The organism is Aquamicrobium ahrensii, from assembly GCF_040545755.1.
Taxonomy (GTDB): Bacteria; Pseudomonadota; Alphaproteobacteria; order Rhizobiales; family Rhizobiaceae; genus Mesorhizobium; species Mesorhizobium ahrensii.
In genome coordinates this window covers 45,424-58,433 of record NZ_JBEPMN010000020.1, presented here as the reverse complement: position 1 = coordinate 58,433, position 13,010 = coordinate 45,424, and the positions used below count along the sequence as shown (strand labels likewise).

Here is a 13,010-nt window from a genome sequence, read left to right as displayed (position 1 = left end):
ACGGCACAAATGACGGAGCAATTGGCGGCGTAGAAACCAACCCGATCCACCTTAGCCAAGCCGCCAAGCTGTCTCACCAGACGGGTCCACCTCAGGGCGACCATAATCCTCGGCGCAAGGATCGGGAGGTTCAGTTCAAGATGGTGCTGGAAACCTGACTCGCCGCCAATATGGATCGACTTTCAGAATATCCGGCAGGGTCACGACACGGCTACGGGATCGCGTATGAATATCAGGTTCATAGAGACTGTAATCTGTCTTGCGCAGTTGCGGAGCTTTCGTGCGACGGCCGAACAGATGGGAATGACGCCGGCTGCGATTTCGAGCCGGATACTCGCGATCGAGAACGAATTGGGGATCAGGCTTTTCGAGCGCGATTCAAAGGAGGTTCGCATCACGCCCGATGGCGAGGAGTTCCTGTCGGGCGCGTTGAAGATAGTCGAAGACTATCGCTCACTGGTGCAGACCCTGGCCAAAACCGGGGGCCCGCAGGGACGGATCAGCCTCGGCGTGGTGCCGACCGTGGCGGCAAACCTGCTGCCCAGGATCATCGGCAAACTCAAAACGGATTATCCCCGGCTGATTGTCTCGGTCGTAACCGACAACGCACGGCGTCTGCTTGAGATGCTCGATAGTTCCGAGCTGGATATCATCCTTTGCGTCCGGAACGATGCGAATTCCGGCAGGCGGGAAATCCCCTTGTGGACGCTGGGCATGCACTGGGTCGCGCAGACCGGCGTTTTTCCGGGCGGCGCGAAGCTCGGCATTCAGGACCTCATATCCCAGCCCATCATCTCCTATGAGAAGAACACGTTGAACGGGCAGAGAATTCACGATTATCTCGGCGATGCCGCGCGTGAGGAATGCGTGATCCACTATTCCAACTCACTGGCGACCACCATCAATCTGATCGAGGCTGGCGTCGGCATCTCGGTCCTGCCACTCATCGCCGTACAGGAACAACTTCGCGAGGGCACGTTGGCGGCCCTGAATGTCCGGCCGCGTTTCCCGTCTACGGACTATCATATCCTCTGGTCGCAGGGGTCGACCTCGCGCATCCACAAGACCGTCGCCGAAGTGGCTTGCAACGCGGCAAAGGAAATCGCGAGCGAATATTCCCACGATCTCGTCATCCTCCCGGAATATCCGTTCTGAACCGGCTGTCTGACCAAATCCGGGCAGCCGGTCCAGCAGTTCGTTATCCGACTCTTGCGAGAACTTTGGTCGAAGCACCGGACAACTCGCCCAGCTTCACCTCGCCACCGCGGACGCGGGCTTCCCGCTCCTTGCCGGTGACCTGCATCGCCAGCGCCTTTTCCGCGACGGCTCTGACCTCGTCACGGGGAATGACGAGAACGCCGCTCTCGTCGGCCAGGATAGCGTCGCCCGGCATCACCACGGCTCCGCCGCAGGACACCGGTATGTTCATCCCGCCGCCCAGATCGTAAAGCCGGGTGGTGATCGGGGCCAGGCCGCGCGCCCACATGGGGAAGTCGCTGTCCTGGATCTCGGTCAGATCGGTGCAGGGACCGTCCACGATGCCCGCGACCGCGCCGGACGCCTTGGCCGCAACGGTAACGCCACCGCCCCAGCAGGCGTATTTGTCGTCGCCCAGACGATCGACGACAAGAATATCGCCCGGCCGCAGCATGCCGGTTGCGTGATGCAGCAATGTGGAATCCGAGCCCGAGATCGCAAGCGTCACCGCGGTTCCGACCACCCGCCGACCCGGCAGCAGGGGCTGGATCGCGCGGTTCATGAAGCCGAGCAGCCTCCAGTGTCCGACCGTTGCGGTCTCCACACCGGAAAGCAGTTCCAGATCCTCTGCGGGAATCTGGGCGGGCATGTCGTTGATGGTGTACATCGTGCCTCCGTTAGTTGCAGGCCAGGCGGCGGTGCTTGGTCATGGGGATGAGATTGCGCACACGCTTGATCTGCGCAGGCTCGATGCGGGCGGTGACGAAGCCTTCTCCGTCCGAGGCGCGCGCGATGACGTGCCCCCAGGGATCGACGACCAGCGAATGACCGTAGCAGGCCTTGGCGACCCCATCGACGATGTTCGTGCCGGTTTGTCCGCAAGCGACGAAATAGGTCTGGGTTTCGACGGCGCGGGCGCGGGCCAGCAGTTCCCAGTGGTCCTTGCCCGTCTGGAGCGTGAAGGCGGCGGGCAGCACGATGATGTCGCACCCGGCGCGCTCGAGTTGCAGGAACAGCTCGAAGAAACGGATGTCGTAACAGATGGCGCAACCGACCTTCATGCCGTCGATGTCATAGGTGACGATCTCGTCGCCGGGCTTCACGCTGTCGGATTCGCGGAAAACCATGCCGTCCGGCGTTTCGATATCGAACATATGGATCTTACGGTAGGCCGCGACTTCAGCGCCGTTACGGTCGAATACGAACGAGGTGTTGTAGATCCGGTTTTCGCCCTCCACCCGCTCCATGATGGTGCCGGCGTGAACATAAACGCCATGCTTGCGGGCAAAATCCCGGGCCATGGCGTAGGCCTCGCCGCCAGGCGCCGGCTGGGCCGCCGCCAGCTTCTCGGCGACGCTCGTTCCGTAAAGCTCGAAATATTCGGTCAGCACGATCAGGTCGGGGGAATCGGTTTTCACCGCTTCTTCCATCAGCGCTTCGACGCGCGCCAGATTGGCGGCGCGGTCCGGCTTGGCATGATTCTGGATCATCGAGATCTTCATGGCATTTCCTTTCATGAAATAGTTCAACCCACGACATTTTCGCGGCGGAGGGCGGAAACGGTGGATTCCACGCCGGCGCGCAACACCATGTTTTGCGTGGCGACCACCAGCAGTTCGGCGCCTTCCTCAAGGGCGAACTGGCGTTCGGCGGGCGTCCACGCCGGCATGATCCAGCTCTTGCCGGCGTTCCGGGCGGCACGCGCGATACGGGTCAGATCGGCGCGGTCGATGTCGTTGAAGGCATAAGCGCCGCGACCGCAGGCCAGCGCCAGGTCCGAAGGGCCGGGAAACAGGCCGTCGACGGTATCCAGTGCGACGATCTTTTCGACGTCGGCCAGGCTCTCGGCCGTTTCGATCATCGCATAGCACTTGGTGCGGCGGTTTTCGTCCTCGAAGGCGGTGGTGGAGGGGCGGGTATAGTCATAGATCCGCCCCCCGGTATAGGAGCGCACACCGAGCGGCGGGTATTTCGCCGCCTTGCTGATTTCGGCGGCGTGCGCCACGTCGCGCACATGGGGAATGACGACGCCTTGCGCCCCGAAATCCAACACCTGCTGGATAGACTCGACATTGGGTGCGATCACCTTGCAGATCGCAGGAATGTCCAGCGCCTTCGCAAGGGCCAGGAACTGGTCCAGAGTGGCGAGGTCGAAGGTCCCGTGCTCGAGTTCGACCACCATTTTTCGGTAACCGCACAGCTTCGCCATTTCGAGGAAGCTGAAATGGGGCTGCGATATCCACAGAGCGACATTTTCCATGAGAAAAAGAGGTTTCCTTGTCGTGAGATGCAATCGGGAGTGGGTCACTTGCCCACGGCCTTGGAGAAGCCCAGCGTGCGCTCGAGCACCACGATGACCAGCAGCGTCGCGAGGATCAGCGCCACGGAGACCGCGGCCGTCATCGGGTCGGTCCGGCTTTCGACATAGTCGAATATCTCGACCGGCAGCGTGCGGACATTGGGTCCGGTCACGAACAGCGAGATCACCACCTCGTCGAAGGACATCAGGAACGACAGCGCGGCCGAGGCGATGAAGCCGGGCATCATCAGCGGCAGCGTGATGCGGCGGAACACGGTAAGGGGGGAAGCGCCCAGCATGGTCGCCGCTTCCTCCACGAAGGGCGGCAAGGTCGAGAACGCCGTCGCCATGATACGGATCACATAGGGCGTGGTGACGATCAGATGGGCGATAACCAGCCCGGTATAGGAGCCGAGCAATCGCATCTGCACGAAGACCAGCAGGATCGCCAGGCCAAGCACGATGGAGGGCAGCAGAAGCGGCGCGGTGAACACGCTCATCAGGAAATCGCGACCGGGGAACTCGAACCGCTTCAACGCGTAAGCTGCCGGCACGCCGATCAGGAGGCTGAGAACGGTCACCACCGCGCCAAGCCACAGGCTCACCTTCAGCGCCTGCATGAGTCCTTCATGCTGGAACATGGCGCGATACCAGCGGATACCCCAGCTTTCCGGCGGAAAGACCAGGAAGCTGTCGGCGCTGAACGACAGCGGGACGACGACCAGTACCGGCGCCAGCAGGAAGAGGTAGAGCAGGAACACCACGATCTTGAGTGGCAGAGACATATGTCCGATCATGCTTTCCTCCTCACTCGTAGCGCCGCGACTGGCGCGAATACAGTGCAAGTGCCAGACCGAAGATCACCAGCACGATGACCGAGGTCGCCGCCGCCTTGGTCCATGCGAGCTGCACCACCGCCTGGTCGTAGATTTCCGTGGCGAGCAGGAAGACGCGGCCGCCGCCCAGAAGCTTGGGCGTGATGAAGGAACTGATGGCGAGCACGAAGACCAACAGGCAGCCCAGCAAAACGCCCGGCATGGTCAGAGGCAAAATAACCCTGCGGAAGCGCACGAAGGCATTCGCGCCCAATGTCGCCGCGGCCTCTTCATAGACGGCGTCGAGCCTGCCGAAACCGGCAATGAGCGCAAGCGCCATATAGGGGATCAGGATCTCTATCATGCCGATATAGACGCCCAGCGTGTTGTTCATCAGGCGGATGGGCGAATCGACGATGCCGACCTGCATCAGGAGGCCGTTGACCAGGCCCTGGTTGCCCAGGATGACCATCCAGCCATAGGTGCGCACCACTGACGACACCAGAAGCGGGGAAACCGTGATCACGAACAGGATATTGCGCCAGCGCGGGTTCACGCGATGCAGGAACAGCGCGATGGGATAGGCTGCGATCAGGGTGCCCAAGGTCACGATGAAGGACATGACCAGCGAGTTCCAGATGAGCTGATAGCTGAAATAGTCGGTGAAGAAGCTGATGTAGTTGCCGAGGGTGAAGGTGTCGGTCAGGACGCCGCCCGCCCGGCTTTCCAGGAGCGAGATCATCCCCAGCCGCGCCATCGGCAGGATGAAGGCGAGCAGGTTCACCGCCGCCATCGGCAGCAGCAGCGCCAGGATCAGCCAGCGCGTGGATCTGGCGGAGACGCCGGCCGTCATGCTTCGTCCCCATAGACGAACATGTCGGCGGGCGCCCATTCGCACATCAGCATCTCCCCCTCGACATGGCGCGGACCGGAACTCAGCGTATGGTGCTCAACCTTCAGTTCCTGGCCTCCGATATCGAGGTCGTATTGAATGACGTCGCCGATATAGGTCACCCGCAGCACACGGCCGCGCACGGCATTGGTCTGGTTGGACACGATGCCGCGATCGCGATCCGGCGTCAGCGCAATGCGATGCGGACGTACGGTCGCCACCGCATCGCCCGAGAGCCGGCCCCGCGTGTCGGCCGAGAAGGTCTCGGAACCGATCGCGATCTTGTCGCGGCCGGTGATGCGGGCCGGGAACTTGTTGGTGCGCCCGACGAATTCGGCCACGAACAGCGAATTGGGACGTTCATAAATATCCTCGGGCGAGCCGAGTTGCGCCAACTTGCCGCCATGCATGACGCCCACCAGGTCGCACATGGTCAGCGCCTCGACCTGATCGTGCGTGACGAACAGCGTGGTGATCTTCAGGCGCTTCTGGATTTCACGGATTTCGACGCGCATCTCGTCGCGCAGCTTGGCGTCGAGGTTGGAGAGCGGCTCGTCCAGAAGCAGGATCCTGGGACGGATGACCAGCGCACGCGCCAACGAGACGCGCTGCTGCTGACCGCCGGACAATTCGCGCGGCTTGCGCGAACCGAGACCTGGCAGGCGCACCATTTCCAGAGCCTCCTCGATCTGATCCCTGGCGTCGCGCCGCGAAATCCCACGCATTTCCAAACCGAAGGCCACGTTCTCGGCCACCGTCATGTGCGGAAACAGCGCATAGCTCTGGAAGACGAGGCCCATGTCGCGCCGATGTGGCGGCTCCCGCGACACATCCTGACCGCCGACGCGGATGTGGCCGGCCGTATTGGGGACGAGGCCCGCGATCATGCGCAAGGTCGTGGTCTTGCCGCAACCGGAGGGGCCCAGCAGGCCAAGCATCTGGCCCTGCGGCACATCGATATCCAGATCGACGACCGCCTTGTAACCGTTCGGATAAATCTTGCCGACCGAGGAAAGGCTGAGAAAAGCGGGGTCCGCTTCCACCACGGCGGAAGGCCCCAGCGCGGGAGAGTAGGTCATGCGTTTTCCTGGCTTTTGAGAGCGTGTCGTGATCCGCCCAGTTCATCTGGTCCGCTTCGGGCCATGCTTTCCGGCAAGGCCTTGTCTTGTCCGCAAGATATGCCTGAGCGATCTGGCCGCCACCGCCCGCTCTGGTGGTGGCGGCCGGGAGGATTGTCAGCGCCCGGCGGGAATGATCTCCCGCCGCCAGGCGGTCAGGAAGGTTTCGCGCAGATCGCCGATGGCCATCCAGTCGACATTGATCAGGTTCTTGCGCTTTTCAGGGTCCGTGAACGGGATGCGGGCCGACGTTTCCTGATCGAGCTCGGTTTTCGAGTTGGTCGGAGCATAGAACATCGCCTTGGCGAAATTCGCCTGCGCCTCCGGGCTGATCGCATAGTTGATGAAAGTCTGCGTGGCTTCCGCATCCGGAGACTTGGCGATCTGGCTGATGACGTTGATCTGCGCGGCGGTGCCTTCCTTGGGGGAGACGGACGACACCCGTTTCTCCGTCGAGTCGAAGAAGAACTGGGAGCGCGCATTATAGCCGATTGAAATATTGGCTGTGCCATCCGCCACCAGCGTATAGGCGTCCGGCTTGGGCTCCCATGTCTGCACCAGAGGGGCGACCGTGATCAGCTTTTCCACGCCGGGACGAATATTCTTCTTGTAATCTTCCTCGCCTGCCATGCGGTTCGCCACGATGGTCAGCAGGATGGCCTGGATGTCGCCACCGCCTTGCGCCGGCAGGATGACCATGCCGTCATTGCTCTTGTTCCACAGCTCTTCCCAGGAGTCCGGGGCTGTGGGGTAGACGCGCGTGTTGTAGATCAGGCTGAGCGTGTCGTAGGTGAGCGGAATCGCCTTGCCATCCAGATCCTTGCCGATGTCGTAGAGGTCGGCGTAGTTCGGCAGCTTGTCCAGAGGAATGTCTTCAACCAGCCCCTCTTCCGAGGCGATCTTGGCGACCGACAGGTCATAGATGACAGCGTTGACGGCAGGCGCGTCTTTCTGCGCGCGCATGTTGCCCAGCGAGGTCGCTGCGTTCTGAACGCCGAAATACTTGACCTTGATGTCGGGATGGGCTGCCTCGAACGGCCGGATGACGGCTTTGACGTAGTTCTCCTCGAACGCGCCGCGGTAGCCCATCACCGTTATCTCTTCCGCGATGGCGATAGTGGCGAACGCCGAACCCAAGGCCGTTGCGATCAGATAGCAGGACAGTTTCTTCATTTTGACTTCCCCTATTGAACAGGATCAGCTTGAAAGGAGAGCGACGCTGAGTCCAACGGGAAAATTATGACGACGGACAAGAAAAGGTTTACGGGCCGAAGCGGCCTCGCCTTGCACGATCCCCGCTGAATGCATCCGCCGCAAGGTGTTGGTCGCGAGGACGCCCAGCGCAGCCAGACTGGTCAATAGCGCCAGCCGGCCAGCCGTCAGCATATTGCGAGGATCGGCCGCGACGAACTTTGGTCGGCGTCAACCATCGTCACGCTCAGGCGTCCGTCGGGGTTATGCACGGGCTTTGATGCGTTCAAGCAGCAATGGCGCGAAACGAACGACCCAATGATGGGCAGTGGAGTGGTCGACGTGCATGCCGCGCCCGGTCATCATCTCTTGCAGACCACGCCGGCTGAGGGTGTAAGCCAGATACCAACTTACGCAAAGCAGGATTACCGATCGGTCGAAGCGACGGCCATTGAACTTGGAGAACCTTCATGCTCCAGGCTACGTTAACCCCGTGGTTTGCGACAGAGCCCTCAGGACTCTCCTCTCCGGCCGAGCCTGGATCTTCTATAGACGGCCCTTGCAAGACGCGTTTCACGCCAGATTATGACAAAGTTTGACATGATGACGATCAGCCCGCCGATCCAGATGGGGACGGTCGGCCAGTCGTTCCAGATGAACCATCCGAACGCAGTTGCCCAGATGATGCCGCTGTAGTTGAACACCGTAATGATATTGGCGGGCGCATTCTTGTAGGCAACGGATAGCAAAAATTGGGCAAGCGCCCCGCAAAGTCCGATGCCCAGAAGGAGTGGCACTGTTTCCCATGTGGGCACGGTAAAGACAAAAATCATCGGAATCGCCGTTATAAGCGTCCCGATCAGGAGGAAATAAAAGGTCACCGTTTCCGGCCTTTCTACTTTGCCGAGTGCGCGCAGAACGGTTAGCAGGACGGCCTGCGTCGCCGCCGCGCCGAGGGCCAATGAAGCCCCTCGCATATTCAGTTCCCCCTTTGGTTGCAGCATGATCAGCACGCCGATGAAGCCGACGACTATGACGGACCAGCGAAACCAGCCGACTTTTTCGCCCAGAAAGAAAAAGCCGAGGGCTGGTACGATCAGTGACGAGGTGAACAAGAACGCGGTCGTATCGGCCATCGGCATAACAGCATAGGCGGCGAACGTCGCGATGAGAGAAATGGTGCCGAGCACGGATCGAACAATAATGCCTTTGGTATTGCTGCGGATTGTCAGGATTTCCCGCTTCCCCATCGCATAGATGATGAACAGGAACGGCAGCACGGCGACAAGATTGCGATAGAATGCAATTTCAACCACATGGTGGTGATCGGAGAGTAGTTTGGCGAGAACATTCATGACGGCGAAAAAGAAATATGCTCCCAAAGCACAACCCATTCCGGTCAGGTAGTTGTCGACGTGGAGCTGCGGAAAATGGTCTTGGCTCTTTTCCAGTCTGACTGCGCCGTCGCTATCTTTATTGATCACTGTTGAAATCCTGTCTTGATCGGAGACTCAATTTACGGCGGAGGGCAATGTGGGACGTCGCTTGGCGCTTGATCGCAAATGCGTCTTTATAGTCGGAGTGGGAAAATGTGGGGGTAATAATCCTTGAGCCGTCGAGGTCTTTTCCAAAAAGAGCAATGGCACAATTGAGGATGAAGGTCTCGATTGAGATGATCGGGCCGCCACCCTGGGGGACCGCGTGGGAATCGCCTGCCGCATCGTGGCCTACCTGCAACACGGCAAAGCGCCGTTGCGGGCCACGCGGCTGCTGAACGACATGCGCTATGCTGGCCGGACGCCTTCCGGCGCCTTGCTGTTTGTCGACGATGTATAGACTGCGCGCCCCTTCATCTGGCTGAAGGTTCGCGCCGGAGCGGGTTGCGGTTCCTGCTGGCACGCTTCATTCAGCAGCCATTGGCTGCAGCCGGGCGTTTCCATCCGGCTACAGACTGCTTTAGATGATGAGTTCGATCACGAACGGGCCTTTCCGGTTGTTTGCGGTGGCCATCAGGTCGGCGAATTCCTCCATGTTCTGCGCCTGAGCAGCCTCGACGCCGAAGCCGTTGGCGATGCCTACCCAGTCGAGATCGGGATTGGACAGGTCGAGCATGTCGAGCGCCGTGCGTCCCGGATTGGCGCCGACGCTTGCAAGCTCGCCGAGCAGGATCGCATATTTGCGGTTGGCCAGAATCACCGTCGTCACGTCGAGGCGTTCACGCGCCTGCGTCCAAAGGGCCTGCACTGTAAACAGCGCCGAGCCGTCGGCCTGCATGGTTATCACCCGCCGGTCGGGTGCTGCGATGGCCGCTCCGGTCGCCAGCGGCAATCCCTCACCGATGGCCCCACCGGTCAGCTGCAGCCAGTCATGGGACGGCGCGTCGACCGTCTCCGCGTAAAAGGCGCGGCCAAAACTAACGCTTTCATCGACCACGATGGCGTTGTCGGGCATCAGAGCCGCCAGTGTCCGGCCCACGGCTTCTGAAGTCACCTTGCCGCGCGCCGGTTCGGGCCTGGCTGCCGGTGCGGGAACGCCGGCCGGCGGCGCGTCGAGTGCGTCGGCCAGTTGCTCCAGCGCCAGTGGGCCGTCCTGTTCGGCGCGGGTCAGCACGTGCAATTGGGCTTCGGGCGGCAGCAGACGGCCGGGCTTGCCGGGATAGGCGAAAAACCCGACCGGCTCGGGCGCGCCCACCAGGATCATGTGGCGCACATCCTTCAACGCCGCCAAAGCCAGGTCGATTACATAAGGCAGGCGTTCGACACGGTGCCGCTCAGCGCCGCGCTCGATGCGGGCGTTGGAGGTCGGCGCCATGATGCGTGCCCCGGTTGCCTCGGCGATGCGCCGTGCCTGCGCCAGCGGCCCGGCCCGCAAGCTGGCTCCGGCCAGGAACAGCACCGTCGACTCGCCCGAGCGCAGAATGCGCGCCGCACGCCCCACCATTTCAGGCGAAGCCGCTGGAGGCGCAGCGATGTCGGCCGCGCCGGCTACCTCACCGCCTTCGTCCCAGCATACATCGGAGGGCAAGATCAGCGTCGCGATGCCGGGGGCGGTGCGCGCCGCCTGCACGGCCGCCGCCGCGTCACGGCCGACGGCTGCCACAGCGGTCGAGGTGCGGCACCATGCCGAAACGGGCCGCGCCCAGCCTTCTGTATCGGCCGTCAGCGGCGCATCGAGCGGGCGATGATAGGTTGCCTGGTCGCCGACAATATTGACCATCGGCACCCGCGCGCGCTGCGCATTGTGAAGGTTTGCCAACCCGTTGGCCAGTCCCGGCCCGCAATGCAGCAGGGTGGCTGCCGGCTTGTCGGTCATCCGCGCATAACCGTCGGCGGCGCCGGTCGCCACACCCTCGAACAGCGCCAGCACGCACCGGATTCCCGGCACCTGGTCGAGCGCGGCGACGAAATGCATCTCGCTCGTCCCCGGATTGGCAAAGCATGTATCGATCCCGTTCGCCAGCAGCGTCCGGACAAGGCTTTCAGCACCGTTCATTGGCTTTCCCTACATCTCCGTACTTGCCGGTCGCCTCGTGGCGCCGGTCATTTTCGCAGGCGAGTCGGCGCACGCTCCGGTCGCCGCCATGCCTATCGTCTCGCCCAAGCCGGGTGTGGATGAATGGCACGGCCGATGTCAACCGCATCGGCATCGCCTGGCGTTGCCGCATCTGTGCGCGGCTCAGACGAGAAAATAAATTCCCGCATCGCAGCGATGCGGCGCAATCTCCTTTTCGCCTGCCGGCATTCCGGCCGAACCTTGTACTCCGAGGGGATGTTAGTCAGAACATATTCCTTTTAGCGATCATTTTTGATCGTTATAATTCTCTTTTTTCCTCTCAAACTGTGTGCAACCTTTCCGATACATCTGCTGATTGTGAGGGAGGAAATGAGTGATGCCGAAGCCCAAGGCTATCAATTACGAGCAGGCTTCCGACGCCGTTAAGGCGGTGTTCGATGACATCAAGTCCTCGCGCAATCTCGAGGACGTCAATAATTTCTGGAAATATCTCGCCAATGACGAAAAGACGCTGCGCCGCACATGGGAGAGCGTCAGGGAGGTCATGGCGCCGGGCGCGATCGATCCTCTCGTCAAGGAACTGATCTACATCGCTGTCAGCATCACCAACAATTGCAGCTATTGCATCGCCAGCCACAGCGCCGCCGCGGCCAAGGCAGGCATGACGGAAGAACAGTTCAACGAGTTGGTCGCCGTTGTCGGCATGGCTAACGAAACCAACAGGCTTGTGAACGGATACCGGATTCCGATCGACCCGGCCTTCGAGAAGTGACTGCCCGCAGGCGCTGAGTGCCGGCCGTTCCTGCCGCAGTGAAAATTTCGTGGTCCCTGCGGGGACCGGCAGCAGCAACCAGCAGATCCTGCGGTTTTACATTGCCGCAGTTCAAGGAGGAGATAAACGCATGCGATTTACCCGTCGTCAAAGCCTGGGACTACTGGCCGGCGCCGCCGCCGCGCCATTCATGCCGCATGTCGCCCGCGCGCAGGCCGGCAAGGCCGTCATCGGCATCCAGTTCGGCCTGCCCTATCTGAATTTCATCGTCGCCGAGGGGCTCGGCCTGTTCCAGAAACACGCCGAGGAACAGGGTGCGGGCATCGATTTCGAGATCACGCGTATCAGCGGCCCCACTGCGCTGACGGAGGGCCTGCTCAGCGGAAACGTCAATATCGCCGCGCTCGGCATGCAGCCGCTGCTGATCGGCTGGGAAAAGACGCTGAGCAACTACAAGATGGGCGGCATTTCCGGCTATTGGAAGGGCACCTATACCATCTATGCCAATGACCCCGCCATCCAGTCGATCGCCGACATCCGTCCGACCGACAAGATTGCGGTTCCGGGGCCGACCAGCTCCCAGGCCGTCATCCTGCGGCGCGCGGCGCACAAGATCTTTGGCGACGCCAACCGCTTCGACCAGCAGATGGTGGCGCTTCCCCATCCTGACGCAGTGGCGGCGCTCTCGACCGGCAACACGGTGCAGGTGTATTTCGCCACGTCGCCCTTCGCCGAAATCCTGGGGCGTGAATCGAGCGTCCATGTCATCGGCTCATCCGTCGATTACAACCCCAAGGACATGACCAACGGCGTTACTGCGGCGCTCTCCGACTTCGTGACCAACAATCCGCTGGCCGTCAAGGCGTTCCTGGCGGCGCTCGACGAGGCCAACGCCTTCATTCCCGAGAATGTCGAAAAGACGGCCGAGCTTTATTTTGCGGCCGAACCTTCCAAGGTCGATGACGAGCAGAAGGTCGAGATTATCCGCAACAACGCCCATGAATATACGACCATACCCAATGGCGTGGTCGAGACGGCGACCTTCATGAAATCGCTGGGACAGCTCAAGGAAGTTCCGGGCAGTTGGCAAGAGGTCTTCTTCCCGCCGGTCAACGAAGGCCCGGGTAGCTGACATAGGGTCATGAGCACCATGGCGCGCATTGCTGCGCGCCATGGTCAGCAAATAAGCTTGCCCTTCCTCCCTTGGGCACCG

General features: G+C 61.3%; 14 protein-coding genes and 1 pseudogene. 5 read left to right on the top strand and 10 right to left on the bottom strand.

Features of this window, described 5'->3' with window-relative positions:
• The first annotated feature begins 225 nt into the window (after positions 1 to 225).
• Complete coding sequence (locus ABID44_RS17655; RefSeq protein WP_354153002.1) at positions 226 to 1,155, top strand: LysR family transcriptional regulator; 930 nt, start codon at positions 226 to 228, stop codon at positions 1,153 to 1,155.
• Positions 1,156 to 1,198: 43 nt separating this feature from the next.
• On the opposite strand, the gene ABID44_RS17650 is transcribed toward ABID44_RS17655, so the two are convergent.
• From ABID44_RS17650 to ABID44_RS17610, 9 genes and pseudogenes are all read right to left on the bottom strand, one after another.
• Positions 1,199 to 1,864, bottom strand: a complete 666-nt coding sequence (locus tag ABID44_RS17650) for an RraA family protein (protein WP_354153001.1) — start codon at positions 1,862 to 1,864, stop codon at positions 1,199 to 1,201.
• Positions 1,865 to 1,874: 10 nt separating this feature from the next.
• Positions 1,875 to 2,699, bottom strand: coding sequence for a carbon-nitrogen hydrolase family protein (locus ABID44_RS17645; RefSeq protein ID WP_354153000.1), 825 nt, complete (start codon positions 2,697 to 2,699; stop codon positions 1,875 to 1,877).
• Between the two features lie 23 nt (positions 2,700 to 2,722).
• The gene (locus tag ABID44_RS17640; protein ID WP_354152999.1) at positions 2,723 to 3,457 is read right to left on the bottom strand and encodes an HpcH/HpaI aldolase family protein; all 735 of its coding nucleotides are present in this window, start codon (positions 3,455 to 3,457) and stop codon (positions 2,723 to 2,725) included.
• Between the two features lie 44 nt (positions 3,458 to 3,501).
• On the bottom strand, positions 3,502 to 4,293 hold the full coding sequence (locus ABID44_RS17635; protein WP_354152998.1) for an ABC transporter permease: 792 nt from the start codon (positions 4,291 to 4,293) through the stop codon (positions 3,502 to 3,504).
• A 10-nt stretch (positions 4,294 to 4,303) separates the two neighbouring features.
• A complete protein-coding gene (locus ABID44_RS17630; protein WP_354152997.1) occupies positions 4,304 to 5,164 on the bottom strand; it encodes an ABC transporter permease in 861 nt (286 codons plus the stop codon).
• Complete coding sequence (locus tag ABID44_RS17625; protein WP_354152996.1) at positions 5,161 to 6,282, bottom strand: ABC transporter ATP-binding protein; 1,122 nt, start codon at positions 6,280 to 6,282, stop codon at positions 5,161 to 5,163. Before ABID44_RS17625 ends, ABID44_RS17630 begins: the two co-directional genes overlap by 4 nt.
• Positions 6,283 to 6,438: 156 nt before the next feature.
• Positions 6,439 to 7,494, bottom strand: a complete 1,056-nt coding sequence (locus ABID44_RS17620; RefSeq protein ID WP_354152995.1) for an extracellular solute-binding protein — start codon at positions 7,492 to 7,494, stop codon at positions 6,439 to 6,441.
• 288 nt (positions 7,495 to 7,782) lie between these two features.
• Positions 7,783 to 7,938: pseudogene (locus tag ABID44_RS17615) on the bottom strand (IS6 family transposase); the annotation flags it as partial.
• 86 nt (positions 7,939 to 8,024) lie between these two features.
• Complete coding sequence (locus ABID44_RS17610) at positions 8,025 to 8,996, bottom strand: DMT family transporter (RefSeq protein ID WP_354152994.1); 972 nt, start codon at positions 8,994 to 8,996, stop codon at positions 8,025 to 8,027.
• Between the two features lie 217 nt (positions 8,997 to 9,213).
• On the opposite strand from ABID44_RS17610, the gene ABID44_RS17605 reads away from it, so the two are divergent.
• Positions 9,214 to 9,348: a hypothetical protein gene (locus ABID44_RS17605; protein WP_354152993.1), complete on the top strand. Its 135-nt coding sequence runs from the start codon at positions 9,214 to 9,216 to the stop codon at positions 9,346 to 9,348.
• A gap of 120 nt (positions 9,349 to 9,468) precedes the next feature.
• On the opposite strand, the gene ABID44_RS17600 is transcribed toward ABID44_RS17605, so the two are convergent.
• Positions 9,469 to 11,004 (bottom strand): acetolactate synthase large subunit, encoded by a 1,536-nt coding sequence (locus ABID44_RS17600; RefSeq protein ID WP_354152992.1) that lies wholly within the window; start codon positions 11,002 to 11,004, stop codon positions 9,469 to 9,471.
• Between the two features lie 119 nt (positions 11,005 to 11,123).
• Here ABID44_RS17600 and ABID44_RS17595 point away from each other — a divergent pair, with 119 nt between their 5' ends.
• The 3 genes from ABID44_RS17595 to ABID44_RS17585 all read left to right on the top strand — a co-directional run bounded on the left by ABID44_RS17595 (position 11,124) and on the right by ABID44_RS17585 (position 12,929).
• The gene (locus ABID44_RS17595) at positions 11,124 to 11,402 is read left to right on the top strand and encodes a hypothetical protein (RefSeq protein WP_354152991.1); all 279 of its coding nucleotides are present in this window, start codon (positions 11,124 to 11,126) and stop codon (positions 11,400 to 11,402) included.
• Complete coding sequence (locus ABID44_RS17590; RefSeq protein ID WP_354152990.1) at positions 11,402 to 11,797, top strand: carboxymuconolactone decarboxylase family protein; 396 nt, start codon at positions 11,402 to 11,404, stop codon at positions 11,795 to 11,797. Before ABID44_RS17595 ends, ABID44_RS17590 begins: the two co-directional genes overlap by 1 nt.
• Before the next feature lie 130 nt (positions 11,798 to 11,927).
• Complete coding sequence (locus tag ABID44_RS17585; RefSeq protein WP_354152989.1) at positions 11,928 to 12,929, top strand: ABC transporter substrate-binding protein; 1,002 nt, start codon at positions 11,928 to 11,930, stop codon at positions 12,927 to 12,929.
• Positions 12,930 to 13,010 lie beyond the last annotated feature (81 nt).